This window comes from Streptomyces sp. NPDC107538 (assembly GCF_055657445.1).
In genome coordinates, this window is record NZ_JBVKAY010000029.1 from 1 (window position 1) to 16,893 (window position 16,893).

15 protein-coding genes and 3 pseudogenes are annotated in these 16,893 nt (G+C 67.2%); 10 read left to right on the top strand and 8 right to left on the bottom strand.

Annotation, left to right across the window (positions count from 1 at the left end; genetic code table 11):
* On the top strand, window positions 1-362 hold a 362-nt coding region (locus tag ACZ7MG_RS43100), incomplete at its 5' end, for a transposase (protein WP_471396930.1).
* A gap of 283 nt (window positions 363-645) precedes the next feature.
* A complete protein-coding gene (locus tag ACZ7MG_RS43105) occupies window positions 646-2,223 on the top strand; it encodes a hypothetical protein (protein WP_471396927.1) in 1,578 nt (525 codons plus the stop codon).
* Between the two features lie 165 nt (window positions 2,224-2,388).
* On the opposite strand, the pseudogene ACZ7MG_RS43110 reads toward ACZ7MG_RS43105, so the two are convergent.
* From ACZ7MG_RS43110 to ACZ7MG_RS43125, 4 genes and pseudogenes are all read right to left on the bottom strand, one after another.
* Window positions 2,389-2,687: pseudogene (locus tag ACZ7MG_RS43110) on the bottom strand (helix-turn-helix domain-containing protein); the annotation flags it as partial.
* Window positions 2,666-3,403: a hypothetical protein gene (locus tag ACZ7MG_RS43115; RefSeq protein WP_471396924.1), complete on the bottom strand. Its 738-nt coding sequence runs from the start codon at window positions 3,401-3,403 to the stop codon at window positions 2,666-2,668. The gene ACZ7MG_RS43115 and the pseudogene ACZ7MG_RS43110, both read right to left, overlap by 22 nt.
* Window positions 3,334-5,331 (bottom strand): hypothetical protein, encoded by a 1,998-nt coding sequence (locus tag ACZ7MG_RS43120; RefSeq protein ID WP_471396922.1) that lies wholly within the window; start codon window positions 5,329-5,331, stop codon window positions 3,334-3,336. The genes ACZ7MG_RS43115 and ACZ7MG_RS43120 overlap by 70 nt, the downstream gene beginning before the upstream one ends.
* A gap of 159 nt (window positions 5,332-5,490) precedes the next feature.
* On the bottom strand, window positions 5,491-6,837 hold the full coding sequence (locus ACZ7MG_RS43125; RefSeq protein WP_471396919.1) for an NACHT domain-containing protein: 1,347 nt from the start codon (window positions 6,835-6,837) through the stop codon (window positions 5,491-5,493).
* Between the two features lie 642 nt (window positions 6,838-7,479).
* Between ACZ7MG_RS43125 and ACZ7MG_RS43130 the strand changes: the two genes are divergently transcribed.
* From ACZ7MG_RS43130 to tpg, 4 genes and pseudogenes are all read left to right on the top strand, one after another.
* A complete protein-coding gene (locus ACZ7MG_RS43130) occupies window positions 7,480-8,730 on the top strand; it encodes an IS256 family transposase (RefSeq protein ID WP_471396916.1) in 1,251 nt (416 codons plus the stop codon).
* Window positions 8,727-9,080, top strand: a complete 354-nt coding sequence (locus ACZ7MG_RS43135; protein ID WP_471396913.1) for a hypothetical protein — start codon at window positions 8,727-8,729, stop codon at window positions 9,078-9,080. The genes ACZ7MG_RS43130 and ACZ7MG_RS43135 overlap by 4 nt, the downstream gene beginning before the upstream one ends.
* A gap of 33 nt (window positions 9,081-9,113) precedes the next feature.
* Window positions 9,114-9,689 (top strand): annotated as a pseudogene (locus tag ACZ7MG_RS43140) (telomere-associated protein Tap); the annotation flags it as partial.
* A gap of 91 nt (window positions 9,690-9,780) precedes the next feature.
* The gene (tpg, locus tag ACZ7MG_RS43145; RefSeq protein WP_471396910.1) at window positions 9,781-10,341 is read left to right on the top strand and encodes a telomere-protecting terminal protein Tpg; all 561 of its coding nucleotides are present in this window, start codon (window positions 9,781-9,783) and stop codon (window positions 10,339-10,341) included.
* Window positions 10,342-10,392: 51 nt separating this feature from the next.
* On the opposite strand, the gene ACZ7MG_RS43150 is transcribed toward tpg, so the two are convergent.
* Together ACZ7MG_RS43150 and ACZ7MG_RS43155 are read right to left on the bottom strand one after the other, a co-directional pair.
* Window positions 10,393-11,210 (bottom strand): IS5 family transposase gene (locus ACZ7MG_RS43150; protein WP_471396908.1). Its coding sequence is split into 2 segments (ribosomal slippage): window positions 10,393-10,871 and window positions 10,871-11,210, totalling 819 coding nucleotides; the frame shifts between segments, so codons are not numbered across the junction.
* Window positions 11,211-11,434: 224 nt separating this feature from the next.
* Window positions 11,435-12,970, bottom strand: a complete 1,536-nt coding sequence (locus tag ACZ7MG_RS43155) for an AAA family ATPase (RefSeq protein WP_471396905.1) — start codon at window positions 12,968-12,970, stop codon at window positions 11,435-11,437.
* Window positions 12,971-12,996: 26 nt separating this feature from the next.
* On the opposite strand from ACZ7MG_RS43155, the gene ACZ7MG_RS43160 reads away from it, so the two are divergent.
* Window positions 12,997-13,215, top strand: a complete 219-nt coding sequence (locus ACZ7MG_RS43160) for a hypothetical protein (RefSeq protein WP_471396902.1) — start codon at window positions 12,997-12,999, stop codon at window positions 13,213-13,215.
* 313 nt (window positions 13,216-13,528) lie between these two features.
* Window positions 13,529-13,756 (top strand): annotated as a pseudogene (locus tag ACZ7MG_RS43165) (aldehyde dehydrogenase family protein); the annotation flags it as partial.
* 31 nt (window positions 13,757-13,787) lie between these two features.
* Here ACZ7MG_RS43165 and ACZ7MG_RS43170 read toward each other — a convergent pair.
* Complete coding sequence (locus tag ACZ7MG_RS43170; RefSeq protein ID WP_471396899.1) at window positions 13,788-14,738, bottom strand: LysR family transcriptional regulator; 951 nt, start codon at window positions 14,736-14,738, stop codon at window positions 13,788-13,790.
* Window positions 14,739-14,821: 83 nt separating this feature from the next.
* Between ACZ7MG_RS43170 and ACZ7MG_RS43175 the strand changes: the two genes are divergently transcribed.
* Complete coding sequence (locus ACZ7MG_RS43175; RefSeq protein WP_471396896.1) at window positions 14,822-15,583, top strand: sulfite exporter TauE/SafE family protein; 762 nt, start codon at window positions 14,822-14,824, stop codon at window positions 15,581-15,583.
* A 54-nt stretch (window positions 15,584-15,637) separates the two neighbouring features.
* On the top strand, window positions 15,638-16,165 hold the full coding sequence (locus ACZ7MG_RS43180) for a hypothetical protein (protein WP_471396893.1): 528 nt from the start codon (window positions 15,638-15,640) through the stop codon (window positions 16,163-16,165).
* A gap of 223 nt (window positions 16,166-16,388) precedes the next feature.
* Here the strand turns inward: ACZ7MG_RS43180 and ACZ7MG_RS43185 are convergent, their stop codons facing one another.
* On the bottom strand, window positions 16,389-16,703 hold the full coding sequence (locus ACZ7MG_RS43185; protein ID WP_471396890.1) for a hypothetical protein: 315 nt from the start codon (window positions 16,701-16,703) through the stop codon (window positions 16,389-16,391).
* Window positions 16,704-16,893 lie beyond the last annotated feature (190 nt).

The following is a 16,893-nucleotide window of genomic DNA, read 5'->3' on the forward strand; positions in this document are numbered from 1 at the left end:
GAGCCGTGTGCGGTCAAAGCCGCCTGCACGGTTCGGGAGGGGGCCGACGGAAAAGGACCCGATCCACGGGCACCTCGCCGGCGGCCCACCTCACTCTGAACACGCACGTCAGCCGCACCATGCGCCAGCTGATCGACGCCCGATTATGGCTGACCGTCTACCAACTGCCGCCGTACTCACCGGAGTTCAACCCGGTCGAGGGCGTCTGGTCACACCTGAAACGGTCTTTGGCCAACCTCGCCAAACACAGCCTCGACCAGCTCACCGCGCTGGTGAAGACCCGGCTCAAACAGATGCAGTACCGGCCCGGCCTCATCGACGGCCTCACAGCCAAGACCGGCCTTGGCTTCGAACCGCCGTAACCTCAGCCATTGAAGATCTCTAGCCACCGGGCCGGGTGGGGTCGACCATGAGTTGTCTGGGCTTGTTTTCGGCAGGACTGAGCATAGTGAGCGGCGTTTCGTCGATGCCACAGAAGGGCTGCTTCCAGAGGGCTGCTCGTGGCTACTCCTGGTGGACGGATTCGACGAAATTCCCATGGCTGCCCGTAACCGCCTCACCCACCACCTAACCGCCATAGCGAGGAGCGAGGCCGGCCGTGATGGTCGAGTTAAGATAATCGCATCGTGCCGTCCCCTGCACCCGGTGGAGCGGGACCGCTTCACCGAGAATGGTTTCCTCGCATTTACGATGGTTCCCTTCGACCGCTCACAACTTGAGACGTTCGCTGGGCGCTGGTTCGGAGCAGATGCCCTGGGCCGTTGTCAGGCCCGCGAGTTCCTGGCGCAGGTCGACACGGCGAAACTGCGCGATCTGATGGCAGTCCCGTTGCTGGCGGCCATAGCCGCCGCTGTGTTCGAAGCATGGCCGGGACAGCGGTTGCCCAACAATCAGTACGCTCTATTCGATCAATATCGGGCGTATCTGACGAGTGCGAAGGCCACGCAGCGCGAAGGTTTACTCAGTCAGATGCGGACCCATGCGGGCAGTTCCCCGTGGGCTCTCGAAGCCATCCGGTTCCTCCAAGACAACCTCGACGACCTCTTGCGGCATGTGGCAACTCAGACGGTTCGGAACCTTTCTGCACCGGCAGGTCACTCTGCCGATTCCGATCAGCGGGCCTCATTAAATCCTTTGGCGACCGCGCTCGAGTGGCTACGCCTAAAGGTGGGCCCGCGCGCCCAGACAAGCATCCCTGGTTGGGGTGAGTACGTCGCGGCCCTGCTGGCCTCAAGTGGGCTCCTGGTTGTGATCGATGGGTCAATGCGATTCCTGCATGCGAGCTTCGCTGAATTTCTTGCGGCAGAGGCACGCGCCATGGAATTGCCTGAGTGCTTCGACGGAGGCTCCAAGAAGTGGCAGGCCTTCACCTTCGAGGCTGCACGTTTGGCAGGACGTAAGGGCCGCGAGCATCGCACGGCACTCGTTCACTACGCCCACCGGCACCCTCTGGCAGCCGAGGCACTGCTGACCTGGCTGCTCCAGGGCAGCCCAGGGCATCAGCATGTCGCAGGAGTCCTGATGGCAGAAGGCAGCCCGTACAGACCTGCCCAGTTGCAGAGTTTCTTGTCGGCCCTCCCCCGCCTGTCGGCGGCAAGTCGGCGCGTCGCCAGTCAGATGTCTGACCCCCAGGCTCGCGCATACCTCGAAGAACAAGACCCCATGCGATTCTCCGCTGGCGCCGAAGCCTTCGCTCACTCACCCCTAACAGACGAGTGGGGGAGCATTGCCGAGCACTCGGTCATCAGGCACCTGTTCAACACGCTCGGCTGTGCTGACAAGCCGAATGCAAGTGATGACAACTCGCTCTTCTGCTCTCTGGTATGCGACCTAGAGTTCGTCCCCATCCTGAACCGTATGGCCCTCGTGGACACGCTAGACGCCACGGCACCAGAGTGGGCGGAACACGTGACCGAGCACATGCTCGACGTCATCAATTCGCCCGCCGCAAGCCCTGGCAATCGAATTCAAGCAGCGGAGACGCTACTGGACTTTGACGGCGAGCATCTGGATCGCGTTGCTGCAGTACTGCTACGGCTTGCGGCCGACAGGTCGAACACCTTCGACGAACGGAGTGCGGCAGCCGAAGCCCTGAGTGAGCTCGGCGCCCCCTACCGCGACCAGGCATGCCGACTAATCGATGCCATGGTTAAGGAACCGGCTATGCATGCGTACCAGCGCCATGAACTGCTCGCTCAATGGACAACTACTGACCAGCGGTGACATAACTTCGCGACTGGGGCATCACGGCAGCTGCGGATCTTTACTGGCTGGGGTTACGTGGGTTGCAGGTCGAGCGCGGTCTTGGCCATGAGGCCATCCATGAGATCGGGGCGGTACTGCATCCGTTTGGTCCGGGTCTTCACCAGCACGGTGAGCTGAACAGGACTCGTCCTTCCACGTGGCAATCTTCGCCTCGTCCCGCTCGGATGCCTTGTGGGCCGGGATCTGACGCTCCAGCTGATGCGGTGCAGCAGCAGGTCGAGCCGGGCCAAGGTGTAGTCGACACCGAACCAGCGGCGCACGACCTCGGCGATCCTCGCCAGCGTCCAGCACTGGTCACTCCAGCCGCACACAGCCGGACTGGCTTCCACCACCACTTCCAGACAACGCAGTTGACTCGCATCGAGCCTGTGTCGGTGGAGGCCGCTGACATCAACGGCTCTTACGCCGGCTCGTCCGCCGTTTTGCGCCAGTCACTGTCCTCACCGGGAAGCCGGCAGTCGAGTACGTGCGCTGCGGCCAGCAGCGTGCCGTCGTTGGCCAGTTGGCGTACCTGTTCGTGTTGCTCGCGGCGGACGTCGTCGATGGCGTGGTTGGTGACGGGGCAGCTGCGTTTCTTGGTGTTCCAGCGGTTGCAGTCGAAATAGCCGACGAGGAGCAGGCCTGCGGTGTTGGGCTCGCTGAGGTAGGCGCGCAGCTGGGTGCGGGCGGTGGTGGGCAGTTCGGGGTTCCAGCATCCTTTGGCTTCGATGATGACTCTGAGAGTGTGCCGGCCGGTGTCGGCGGGCGCGGGGGCTTCGATCTGTATGTCGGTGCGCAGGCCGGGCAGGCCGTCGCGCCGTACCTGCACTTCGCGGTTGACGACGACGCGGTGGCCGCCGATGTCGCGGCGCAGGAAGGAGGCGACGGCGTCGCTGAGGTCGTCTTCCCAGCAGGGCCAGCACTGGGTGGCAGAGGTGAAGCGGTGCTGGTCGCGGTTCCAGAGGGTGACGGCTGTTCCGTTGTAGCCCTGCAGGTCTTCCTCCAGGGCGACCAGGGATTCACGGACCAGGTCGAGGAGTTGGCGTGCGTCGCGGACGAGGCGTGTCTGGTGGTCGGTGACGAGCCGGATCAGCTGTTCTGGTTCGAGGGGGCGGACGCTGTGGTCTGCTGCGGTGCGGGCGGTGTCGCGGGCGAGCATGCGTAGTTGCCACACCTGCGGATACGCCTGGGCGAGGCGGTGCAGGGCGGCTGCCGCGTGGTGGGTACCGCAGGAGGCGAGGCTGAGCGGAAGGTGGCGCAGCAGGTCGACGAGGGGTCTTCCTCCTGGATGAAGCCGCTGCGCAGGGGGCGTTGCAGGCGTTCGACGCCGACATTCTCCAGCAGGAGGGTGTAAAGGTCAGCAAGCGCGTCTTCGTCGAGGTGGTCGAAGGGCCAACTGTCGGGCCCGGTTGTCAGGCCGGCCAGGAGGTCGCCGGCGTCTTTGAGGACCGTGGGATCGTCCAGGCCGCGGCGCAGGGTGGGCCAGTGGTCAGGAAGGGTGTCGTGGCGTAGCAGCGCGCGGGCGGCGTACAGCCATCGTTGCCGTGGTGGCGAACCGGGGTCGTGGGCGCTCGGGTCAGTGTCGAGGGCGTGTATCAGGTGGTCGAGGGCGTCGGGGTCGTTGGCTGCGTCGAGTTCGTCAAGGACTGTCCGCCACTGCTCGGGGCTGCGGTCGCGGTGCAGGGCCCAGGTGCGCAGGAGGGGTCTGAGTCCCAGGGAGGGGTCTTGTCCCAGGGCGCGGGTGAGGTCGCGGAGGATCTGGTCTGAGGCGTGGTCGAGGGCGTCCAGCAGCAGGGGCATCTGGTTTCCGGCGCGCGGAACGCACAACTGGAGCCAGGTGCGCTGAATGTCGCGTTCGTCGGCCCTGTAGACGGTGGTGGAGGCCAGGGCGATGGCCCAGCCGGCCCAGTGCGCGAGGTCGGCATGTAGCGCTGCCGGGTTGTCGACGAGGGCGAAGGCGGTGAGTTCTGCAGTGGGCGGGCGGCTGGTTGTGCTTGGCTGGAAGTGGTGGGCGGTCAGCGGGGGGAGTTCGGTCAGGAGGTGAATGGCGGCCTCGTCAAGGCGTCGGGCGGGGCCGGTGCCGGCGGCGGGGCGTGAGGGCGCCTCGGCGGCGAGGGTGAGTATGCCGGTTGACTGCGGCGCTAGTGGTGCGCCGTCCGGTGTGCGTCGCAGGCAGTGCAGGAGTTGGTTCCATGCGGGCAGGACGTCGGGGCCGTGGGCGGCGCGGACCTCATCGAGGGCTGTGTTCAAGGCGGCCGGGTCGAAGCGGCGTTGCTGTCGTTGTGCTTCGGCTCGTGCAGCGCGTTGTTGCTGGTCGTGCCGGTAGGTGTGCCAGAAGTTGGTGGCGGCGGCGAGCGTGGGGTGGGCTCGGCGCAAGGCTTCGGCCCGTGCCGTGGTCTGGGGGTCTTCAGGAGGCGTGAAGCGGACGGCGTGCTGGGCGCGGTCCGGGCTGATGGCAGTCAGCTGGTCCCAGTGCTCCATCCAGTACAGCATGTCCGTGGAGGGTAGGAAGGAGCCGTCGGGGATGGCAGCCAGCAGAAGGTAGAAGGGGTCATCGTTGGCGTGTCGGAGGAGATGGCAGGCGATCAGGCGGCGGGTATGGGGGCAGCCGTCCAGTATCCGGGCCAGATCCTCGAGGGCGGTTTGCAGGGTGTGGCTGTGCAGGAGGTCCTCGTGTCCGGCCAGGCCGAGGAGTCCCTCGCCGATGAGGGGCACCAGGCCGAGGGCGGGGGTGGTTTCCTCGTTGAGGGTGACCGCGCGAGTCAGCACGGCCAGGGCCAGGCCGGGACTGGCGTCCTGGGTGTCTCCCGCCTCCAGGGCACGGCCGGCCCAACCGGCTGCCTCAACGATGGTGGATGCGTCGAGTTGGGCCGAAGCCTCGCGGCGCAGGAAGAAGGCTGCTCCCACGTAGACGGGCTCCGGGTCGCGGATGCGGTCGAGGTAGTCGGCCACCGTCAGGTAGCCGGGATAGAGGTGGCGCAGGGCCGCCGCAATCACCTCGGGCGAGGCGTCCTGGGACAGGCCCGCGATCCGGTTGAGAGCGTCAGGGGTGGGCTCGGGGACACCGGCCAGGGCCGCGGTGCGCACGCCCGTGCCGTGGCGGGTGTCTTCGGCTACCGCCAGCAAGTCCTCGGCGAGCTCGGGGCAAGGGCAGGCCCGGGCAATACTGACGGCCGCCTGCAGCAGATGGTCCGCGCCGGCCTCCTGCAGGCGGGGGGCGCAACTGCTCGGCCAGGCCGGTGTGGCCTAGGCGGTGCAGCAGGCTGAGGTCGAGGCGTACCGTGTCATCCCGTTCCAGCAGGGCGAACAGGGCGTCGACCGTGCGCTCCGTGCCGTGTCGGGCAGGCTGGGCAGGTCGGCCAGGAGCAGGACGAGGGGGTCGTCGCGCAGCAGGTCGGCAAAGAGAGTGGCATCGCTGGTGGCGCGCCAGGCGGCGACTTCCTGGTGGGCGGGGATGATGTGGCGGGCCTCGCCGTCGCCGATCCACAGCAGCTGGCGCTGTGGTTGCGGCCGCAGGTTGCGCATGCGCAGGAAGTGAGCGGCAAGGAATTCGCGGTAGCTGTCGTGGGCGAACACCCAGCGCAGGTCACCGGTCGGGACCAGCAGGCTTGACTCGGTCACCTGACGCAGATTCCACAGGGTGCACGGGACGCGGCCACCCAGGTGCCCGGGTTCGTCGGAGTCGTCGAGGCGTGACAGCCGCAGGTCTGCTGGCGTAGCCGAGTGGTCGGTGCCGGGGGCGTCAGTGACGGCAGCGTACGGGCCGAACTGCATCGTGGCAGCCAGCCGGGCCGCGACGGCCAGCAGGTGTTCAGGGGATGCCTGAGCCTGCAGCTGACGCAGGTCGGTCGAGCGACGCTCTTCAGCGCACAGGCGCAGGCATGCCCCGAGGTAGGCGTCGTGCACCGTCGCCGGCAGGCGAGCGTTGTCGGCATAGCTGTCGAGGAGTTGCAGCAGGGTGACCGGATGGGTGGCCAGCGCGATCAGACCCTGCTGCTGGATCGACCCGAGGAGAGCGTCGGTGTCCGCCACCCCGACTGTGCGGGCCGCGACGGCTACGTCGTCCAGGCCGACCATGATCTTTATCTGCTCGGGTTGCCAGCGTGTGCGCAAGGCTTCCTCGAACCGGCCTGGCCAGCGTGCGCTGCGGCAGGTGACCCGCAGACGCAGCCTCTCCCGGTCAGGTTCCGGCACCTCCTCAATCGCCTCGTCCAGGAGCTGGTCCAGCTGGGGAAGGTCGTTGAGGCCCTCATCCAGGCCATCGAGGAGAACGTGCCACTCCCCCGGCCCCGCAGGAGGCGTCAACGCTTCCTGCAGGCGCCTCTGCGCCAGCCGCGTCGTGGTGCACTGCTTCAGCTCCAGCAAGGCGGCGTGCACACCGTCGGCCAGCAGAGCCTCGTGTTCCTGACGCAGGACGTACGTCTTGCCCATGCCGCGTTCGCCGCGCAGGACGATGACCGCAGTGGCCCGCTCCTGGGACAGCAGCACACCGGCCTCAGCGTCACTGGGCGGCCATCCGTAGCGGCCTTGAGGTGGCGGCTCGTTCAGCACGAACACCCACCGCTGCCAGGGAAACCGGTGCTGCTGCGTCAACGTGCTCTCCCTGGCGCGCGGGGCCGACTGTCGCACCAGCCTAAAGCGGACAGCGCCGGTAGGACGGTCCTGCATGACCAGCCGCTCCCACGTCTGGGTGCCCTCGCTGGCTACGAAGGGACAGGGACCTCCGCTGCGGGCGCACTTGGATGAACGCTGGCTCGCTCCTCGTCTCCGCCCGCCCTTCTCGAAGGGACCCCCCACCCCTCAAACCAAGATTAACTTCTTCAACACCCCCGAGACCCCAACCCAAGAAATTATCCGTGGAGTTGAGACATTCTCGATAGAGATGCAGCATCCCAGGTCACAGGCCTGCCTCCGCTACTCCCGGGAGCTCATGCGCCCCAACAGCGCAGGTCAGCCAGGAGGATGGCCAACCTCAGCTTCTACAAGTGCAGTTGAGATATTGCAGGTCATAGCGATGGACGTGTCTCAACTGCACGAATAACCGACAGCACCCCTGGAGGGGTATCTGCGGCGCGAGACGGGCGCGTACCTGGACCCCTGGCACCGGCACCGGGAGCAATGCTCAGGACTTGTGGATCGGCCTTCGGGACGGGACGCGAAGGGCGTACCTTCCCGAATGATCTACAAGTCACCGAGTAGGCCCGCGTTCGCAGCGCGGGTCGGGAAGGCACGCCCGTGCTCAGCGTAATGAATGCCGACGGTTCCACCGCCTCCGGCTCCCTGATCGACGAGATCGTCCGCGAGGGCGCCCGGCGGATGCTCGCCGCCGCGCTGAAGGCCGAAGTCAACCAGTACATAGCCGAGTTGGCCGACCAGACGGACGAGGCCGGGCGCCGCCTGGTGGTCCGCAACGGCCACCACCGGCCCCGTACCGTGACCACCGCCGCAGGTCCCGTCGAGGTCACGGCCCCGCGCGTGAACGACACGAGGGTGGACGCTGCCACCGGCGAGCGGATGCGGTTCTCCTCGAAGATCCTGCCGCCGTGGTGCCGTAAGCCGCCCATGGTCAGTGAGGTGCTGCCGCTGCTGTATCTGCACGGCCTGTCCTCGGGGGACTTCGCGCCCGCACTGGAGCAGTTCCTCGGCTCGGCGGCCGGGCTGTCGCCGGCGACCGTGACCCGGCTGACGAAGCAGTGGCAGGACGACCACGCCGCCTTTCAGCAGCGCGACCTCGCCGAGTCCGACTACGTGTACGTGTGGGCCGACGGGGTGCACCCAAAGGTCCGCCTCGGGCAGGCGCACTCCTGCGTCCTGGTGCTGATGGGCGTGCGCCTGGACGGCACCAAGGAACTGATCGCGCTGGCAGAGGGGCTGCGTGAGTCGGCCGAGTCGTGGGCCGACCTGCTGCGCGGCTGCCGCCGTCGCGGCATGCGCGATCCCGAACTGGTCGTCGGCGACGGCGCAATGGGGCTGTGGAAGGCCCTGGCGGAGGTGTTCCCGGCTGCCCGCCACCAGCGGCGCTGGGTCCACAAGGCCCGGAATGTCACGAACGCTCTGCCGAAGTCCGCGCAGCCGGGCGCGACGAAGGCGATGCAGGAGATCTACAACGCCGAGGACCGCGCGCACGCCGAGAAGGCGATCGAGACGTTCGCGAAGACGTACGGCGCCAAGTGGCCCAAAGCCGTCGCGAAGATCACCGAAGACCGCGACGAGCTGCTGGCGTTCTACGACTTCCCGGCCGAGCACTGGATCCACCTGCGGACCACGAACCCGATCGAGTCGACCTTCTCCACCGTCAAGCTTCGCACCAAGGTCACCCGCGGGGCCGGCAGCCCGGCCGCAGCCCTCGCGATGGTGTTCAAGCTCGTCGAGTCAGCCCAGACACGCTGGCGCGCGATCACCGGCGCCCACCTCGTCGCCCTGGTCCGCACCGGCGCCCGGTTTGAGAACGGCATCCTGGTCGAGCGACAGGAGCAGGCCGCGTGAACACGACGAAGGACTACGGAGACTGCCAGATCTATCTGCGAGGCGGCAATCGCGAGTCTGTGACCGCGCTCGTCGCGGCAACTCTCGGAGCCCTCGCCGACGATCACTACACGATCCGTTCAGGTCGGACGGTCTTCGAGATCCGGCCCAACCCGGACGACGGGATGGCCGAAGACTTCATCGGATGGCCGTTCACGATCGAGGCGGAAGCCGACGGCCCCGGCCCCCTCCTCGTCGAAGCAGTGTCACGCGTACTCAAAGCAGTCTGGAACCACGGCTTCGACGCCGTTGCCGCCTGCGACTTCGAGGACGAGCTCCCGGACCTCGGCGGGCTCCCGCGCTATCGCTGAACCACGCCGAATCCACAGGTCTTGACTATTCCTCACGACCGGTTGAAGAACGCCTACGTCGACACCCTCGCCGACCTCGGCGTCACCAAGGACCTGTCCGATACCGAGTTCCTCGCGGCGATGGAACAGTACAAAGACGCCGACCCCGCTCTGGCGGCCGTCCTCGCCGCCATCAAGGCCACCATCAAGGGCGGCATCGGCAAACTCCGCGAACGCCCCCAGGGCAAGAAATACAAGGAGGGCGAACGGTGGCCTGCCCTCCAACGCCCCACCTGGCGCCCCGACATCCGCGCCGCCGTCATCAGCAAGGCCCGGGTCAACATGCACCGCAAAATGCACAACATGGCCACGATGACGGGCCTGTACCCACTCGCCGTACTCTCCGACTGCGTCGTCTACCCCTCACCAGGCGACAGCCCGCTCGACTTCCTGCCCTACGCCGCCTCCGGCAAGCCCCAACCCGGCGGATTCCGCCTCGGACCCACACCCGGCCTGGCCAAACTCGAAGGCGCCCAGACGATGCTGTGGGCGGTCGACCTCATGGAACAGGGCCACAACCCCGCCCGCCACATCAAAGGCGGCGACGCCGTCCTCGACGAAGGCGAATAGACCAGTGCCCGACACCAGCTCGACGCACAAGACCTGCCTTCCCGCCGGCCGACACCGGCGGCAAGACCCCACTGTCGAGAGGGGCTGAGCCATGGCTGAGATCGACGACGCCATCGAACGCGCCGACCAGGAAACCTTCACCCGCCAGCCCCCCAAGACACTCCAGGCCCGCATCAACTTCCTGATGAAACAGCTCAAGACCACCAGAGCCGTCGCGGCGGAGATCGGGGTCAGCCAGCGGTCGGTCGAGCTCTACCGCAGAGGCGAACGCAAAAACCCGCCCCAGGCCATCGTCGAACGGATCGACGCGGCCGTACGGCAGCGCTGGCAGCCCCAGGTCCGCAGACGTCGGCAGAAGCAGGCCGCCGCCACCGGCGGGATCACTGTGGAGACAAGGGCCAGGTTCGGGTACACCGCACCCGTCGGCACCACCGACGACGGACGCTTCCGACGGCTCACCGTCCACCTCCCCCCGGCCTACGCACAGCGCCTGTTCGACGCCCGCAACACCGGAGCCGGCGGCTACCAGCAGATGCGCCAGATCATCGCCGAAGGATTCAAGGAGATTTACTTCCAAGACGGCGGAGCCCGCGCCATGGTACTCTCCGACGTCACCCTCAACGACATCGACTACCTCGACCTCGACTACTAACCCGGGCAGCGACCGGGAGCCCGGACCTGCTCGTGTGACTTAGAGGGTGTCTCAAGTGGTGAGTTTCGCCAACTTCTTGTAACAGGTCAGGACTGTGGCGAGGCCGAGGAAGGCGAGGAAGTGACCGCCTTTCCGTTCGTATCGGACGGTGAGCCGACGGTAGCCGAACAGCCAGGCGATCGACCGCTCGATCTTCCAACGGTGGCGGCCGAGCCGCTCGCCGGACTCGATTCCCGGACGCGCGATCCGCGGGATCAGGTTGCGTCCACGGAGCCAGGCCAGGTGGTCGGCGGAGAAGTACGCCTTGTCGGCCCGGATCTTGACCGGTCGCCGCCGGCGCGGTCCACGACGGGAGCGGATGTCCGGTATCGCGAGGATCAGCGGCTTGAACGCCTGGCTGTCGTGCAGGTTCGCCCCCGACACCGCAACGGCGAGCGGGATGCCCTGAGCGTCGGACAGGACGTGCAGTTTGCTGCCCTTCTTGCCGCGATCGACCGGGTTCGACCCGGTCAGCGATCCCCCCTTTTTGCGCGGACGGATGCTGCGTCGATGATCGCCGAGGTCCAGTCGATCTCGCCCCTGGCCCCGAGTTCATCCAGGACCGCGCGGTGCAGTCGGCGCCACAGGCCCGCCTCGGTCCATGCCGTGAACCGGCGATGTGCCGTCGCGGGAGAGGTGCCGAATGTCGGCGGCAGATGCCGCCAGGCACAACCACTGGTCAGGACGTACACCACAGCAGTGAACACCGCTCGCTCGTCACACGGTGCGGTCCCACCGCCCTGCGGGCGAGCAGCGAACGACGGCAGCAACGGGGCGACCAGTTCCCAAAGTTCGTCAGGAACCAGCCGCTGCGACAGATCAGCACCCACAACCACTCATGATGCCGCACAGGGCATTCACCACGTGAGACATCCCCTTAGCGCTTGATTTGGCCACTTAGTGCTTCACCTGGCCGTTCTGAGCACCGCATCTCGGCGAGTCACCCGCAGCATCGACGCCTTGCTGGACGCGCAGCAGACCGGCTGGAGCCAGAAGGCGGAGTGCGGAGCACGGCTACCGATGCCTCGCCGGGGACAGTTGCGGCGAGCTCAGCCTATGGGGGTCTCTCCGGGCGGAAACGAATGATCCGGGCCCGCGACAGCGACGCGAGGGTCATGCTGTGCGTCGCAATTACGAACTGACAGCCCTGCTCGACCCTCTCGTACATCCACTGCACTTGCCTGGCCCTGGCCTCCGGGTGCAGGCCAGCCTCCGGCTCATCGAGCAGAAACAGCCGGTTTGGCCCGTCCATACCTTCAAGGAGCGCATCCGAGCCCTCGGGTGAGGTGCCCAGGTACGACACGAACAGGCGGCTCTCTGGCTCCCGCGAGGTGGACCACCGCGCCTCCAGCCCCCCGGCGATCACACGGCTGAGTGAACTAAGCCCATGCGGCAGGCCGCCGTTGCTGAAGCGGCAGTGTGTCAGCAGTGCCAGTGCTTCCAGAACGGCCGACTTCCCCGTGCCGTTCGGACCCGCCAAGACAGTAATCCCGGAGTGGAACGAAACCCCCTTTTGCAAGCTTCGGATGATCGGCAAGGAGGACAGTCCAACGTGCTGTCCGCCGACCAGCCGCACCGACTGCAGAAACCCCTCCCCAGTGCCGTTCTGGTGGGCGAACTCGTCGGAGAAGCCGTCGAGGACCTCTCCCGCAATCTCGACCTCTTGTCCCGTCAGGCCCAACGTGCGGTCGACGTCGGCAAGTTCGCCATCCTGAAGATCGAGAGCTGGCGGAGCACTTTCCCTCGCGATAATCGGCTGCGGCTCGCCGAGGCGGCCTCCTGGCAGCAGGGAACGGCTGAGATCGGCGACGTACTGCGACCACTCCACCAGCATGCGCTGGGCACGGTCCCGCTCCATCTCGGCCACGACCTGTTGCCACTCGCTCTCCTGCAGCTGGTGCTTCCATGCCAGCACCGACGAATCTCCCTCTGCCAGCTGTCCCCGGGCCTGAGCCAGTCGCAGATCATCCACGCGCTGCCGGATCCGCTCACAGATCATCAGCAAGGCCCGTGCCACCTGCCGCATGCGGTCCCGCTCCGCCAGCAGCACTGCCTCACGCTGCTCTGCCTGGCGCAGCTGCTCGGCGAGATCGAGTGCCCGGTGCGCCAGATGGCTGTCCACCAGCTCGCGGCGAGAGACCGCCCTCTGGCAGTCCGCGTCCCAGGGGACGCGGACTTCGGCCAGACGCCGTTCCTGCAGTGCGGCGTTGTCCGTGGTGACATCCACAACGGCCTCGATGAATTCCCACGTCAGGCCCCTACCCGCGAGGCGCTCATAAGTTGCAGTGCGTCGCGGCGGGGCGCCGTCGCCGAAGTGCTCCGGGGTAAACCGGTCGAGCAAGGCGGGCACGGTGCAGCCAGCCTGGTCGAGCCACGACCGCAGCAGCTGGGCCACTTCGTTGTGCGCGGCACTCGGTCCTGACAACGGCCCCCACTTCGTTCCCGCCGCGTTCATCGCCTTGCCTTCCTCCCCGCCTGCATCAACAGCCAGGACCATGCTGCCGTACCGAAACCCCGTCCGGGCCCATCCGCCGGACAACCCGGACTGCTGGCCCGGCCCGCTCGGCCGGACAAGGCTGAGCTCCGCCATCGGTTGACTCGCAAAGGAAAACCACAATGACTTCGCTCGACCATGCTTCAGCACCGGCGCATTCGAGCCGCATGGAGAAGGTGCTGCAGTGGATCACCGCGCTAACTCTCCTGGCCACGGTCGCGGCCGTAATCGTGCTCGCCCTCACCGACAACGCCGGCTATCTCGGTACGGTCCTCGGGATCGGCGCTGCGGCGGCAGCCATCGGGGGGACCGTGCGCATTTGCATCCACGTCCGCGGCTGACCAATCGGCTGCCCTTGGGTGAGGCACATAGGCTGGCTCGGGGCGGCTGATCTCGTCGCGAACCGGCGAGTGTTCCAGTTGGCCGCGCTGGCCAACTGTGCCGCTCAGTCACAGCTCGTCTGAGCCGAAGCACGATCTTTGTCACAAGCGACGGGATGGGGGGAAGCTGTTGCTGGCTGCGGGTGCCTTTCGGGTGGCTCCCCTGCAGGGTGAGATGACGCTGTCGTTCCTGGGGCCGATCGCGGACAGGTACGGCCTGACGGTGCGGAGTCTGCTGTGGTCGGTTACCGACGTGGCTGGCCAGCAGGGCGTGGCGATCGCGAACAACTCCGCCTTCGGCCTGCACGGTGCGGTCTGGTCGGCTGACCAGGATCGCGCTCTCGCCTTCGCGCGTCAGGTGCGTACTGGGCAGATCGACGTCAACGGTGGCGCCTTCAACCCGCTCGCTCCGTTCGGTGGCTACAAGCAGTCCGGCATTGGCCGGGAGCTGGGCAGGTGGGGTCTGGCGGAATTCCTCGAGACGAAGTCCATCCAGCTGTGACAGGACACGGGGCTGTCCCCGCGAGGTTCGGTCAGCCGTCGTAGCCGGGTTGCCGGCTGGCGGAGTCTTCGTGTGCGGTGCGGAGCGAAGGCTCCGACTGGGCCGCGTGGCGCAGATGTTCGGCGAGCGCTGCGGTGGCGGTCGGCACGGCGCCGTCCTTGACACCCCAGGCCAGTAGGTGGTGACGGCGCGCCCAGGAATCCTGCAGTTCGCACACGTCGAGGCTCAGGTGGGGGTCAAAGGCGCGGCGCGGTACGACGGCGAGCCCGGCACCGGCGGCGGCGAGGGAGACGAGGACGCTCAGGCTGGCGACGGTGGTGCGGTGGCGCACCACCGGGGCGTGGGGCCCCAGGTGTTTCTCGATCCAGCGGCGCAGAGAGGAGCCGGCGTCGAGGCCGACGAGGGGGTGTTCGGCGACTTCGCTGTAGGCCAGCGCGGTCCGCCCGGAAAGAATCCCTCCGGCTTGGCCGATGACGACGAGGGAGTCGTTTCCGAGGGGCTCCATGCGCAGGCCGCAGTCGCCGGCTTCGTCATCGAGGACGACCCCCAGGTCCGCCTCGCCGTCGGTGAGCTTGCGCACGGTCTGTGGGGTGCGGCTTTCGGACACCGCGACATCGGTGTCCGGGTGGGCGCGAAGGAACGAGATCAGCGCTTGTGGAACGAGCCGGTGCATGGCGGAGCCGCCGGCCAGCAGGGTCAGCGGCGCGGCCGGGGACTGGGTGTAGCTCGCGACGGCGCTTTCGAGCCGTGCGGTCTGGTCGAGCACGTCACGAGCGTGGCGGGCCAGGGTCGTCCCCGCCGGCGTGGGCTGTACGCCCCGGCGACCGCGGACCAGCAGTGTCACGCCGGCCTGATGCTCCAGCGAGCGCACTCTGGCGCTGGCCGAGGGCAGGCTCAGGTGCATGCGATGAGCACCGGCCGTGATCGACCCCTCCGTGACGATGTGGAGAAACAGACGCAGGTCGTCCAGGTCATAGCGCACCCTGACAGCCTAAGGTCCAGACTTAGGCTGGGTACGCCGATTCTGCATTGTGGAACAGCTCGTCAACGGGTGACGCTCGGCTTGTGATCGAGTTTTCTCTTGTCCTGCTGGCCGGTGTCGCCGCCGGAGCCCTGAACGCCATAGGGGGCGGTGGCACCTTCGTCGCGCTCCCCGCCCTCGTCGCCTTCGGCCTGCCACCGGTGACCGCGAACGCGGTGTCGCGAGTCGCCCTCGTACCGGGCGCCGTGGCCAGCGCATGGGTGTACCGACGCGAACTCACCCCAGTCGGGCCTGCCTCCACGAAGGCACTGACAACCATCAGTGTGATCGGCGGCGGCGTCGGGGCCGCATTGGTACTGATACTGCCCGCCTCGTCGTTCGACGCCGCGGCACCGTGGCTGCTCGTCTTCGCCACAGTGGTCCTCGCCTTCGGCCGCCACCTCTCCCGGGCGCTGAGCAGCGCGCTGGGCCGTTCAGTCAGCATGAGCTCACGAGGCATCCTGATCGGACAGTTCTTCCTCGCCATCTACGGCGGATACTTCGGCGGAGCCGTAGGCATCCTGATGCTGGCCCTGTGGAGCATCGGCCTCGGCCTCGACGCCGCGGCCAGCAACCCGATGCGCATCACCCAACTCGCGGCCATCTACCTCAGCGCCACAGTGCTGTTCCTCATCGCCTCGGACGCACTGAGCGCTTCGCTGCTCTTGACCGCCATGCTGATCGGCGCCGTGGCCGGGGGCTTCGGCGGCGCCCACCTCGCCCGCCGGCTCCCCGCCTGGCTGCTGCGGGGCATCCTCCTGGCGACCGCCGTGATCACGACCGCCCTGTACTTCCTGCGCGGCTGACCACAGAGGAAAAGCAGCGACCCTCACTGATCATCGGGAGCGGAGGCGGACGACATGACCGAAAGCAGCCCGGGACCTGCCGCACCGTACACGGAAGCGGCACGAGCGAGACTGCTGATGGCCTACGAAGCCTGCGAACTGGCCGACCTCGCGCGTGCCGCCGTCCCGATTGGCGCGCATGAGCTGAACCCCGACGGCACCACCCTTGCGCCGGGGACCGTGCTGGCCGATGCCGCCCGGGTACTGACCGCCGCGCAGCGGTTCTTCGACGCCGCTGCCGTGTTCGAGCGCGTGAGCGGCGCCGACTGGCAGGTCATCGGCGACATCCTGAACGTGCCTGCCCACACCGCTCGGGTGCGCTTCGCAAGGTCCGAAGCCGCCTTCCGGGAAGAACTGCTCCCACCAGAGGGGACCCACTCGGTCCCTGCCGGCGAGGCGACCAGCTTGCGCGCTCACATCGTCAGGGAACCGCTGGAAACAGCCCACGACCTCGACGACTGGGTACTGCGTCACCAGGATGGCGACAGCGACCTCGGCGCCGCACCAGTCTCCGGAGGCTTGGTTCACAGGGACACCTCCTGACCCACTGAAAACGCCACGACCTCGACATCACGCAAGGCGCCGAACTGGTCAAGAGCGCCACCCGGCGCTTCCAGAACGAGCGGGGAGGCGCTCCTCGCCGAGACCCGTTGACCGCGTTGCCCTGTTCAAGGTCGGACCGGTCAGACTGCCGCCGGGTCCCTCCTCCCTGGGATCCTCGACTTCTTCGAGGAGGGCATTGCCGAGGGCGAGGAACTTTGGGAACTCATATTGGCACCGATGCCGCCGTGTTCTGCGACGACCTGATCAAGGATTCTCCGCCTATGCGGACCCCTACCAGGAAGCCATGGGCAGGGAACCCGGCGCGGCCAGGAAACGGCAACCGCAGGGCGGGTTCGCAGTCGAAGAACGCACAGCAGCCCCGCTCCGCAGCGGCCAGGGCGGCCGCCTCGCCCGCCAGCTCGCCTCCGCCGGAAAACACCAGCCGGATTCCGTCGCGGATCTCCTCGTGCTGCTCGTCCTTGCCGACCAGTTCCCGCCACTGCTCGGTGCGTTCCCCGAGCTCGGCCCCGCCCAGCATGCACGCGACCGGGCATCACGCCACGACTCGTCGCGCCCGGAGCGGTGTAGGTCGCCATGCCACCGACCGTAAACCCGAAAGGCCCACATCCAGCGCGTCCTGACGGCCATCGCCGTCGACATCGAGCGCCGCTGCGGATTGCCACCGGCCGAAGAAGCGCTCGTATCCCGCCGACCGACTGCCTTCCAGA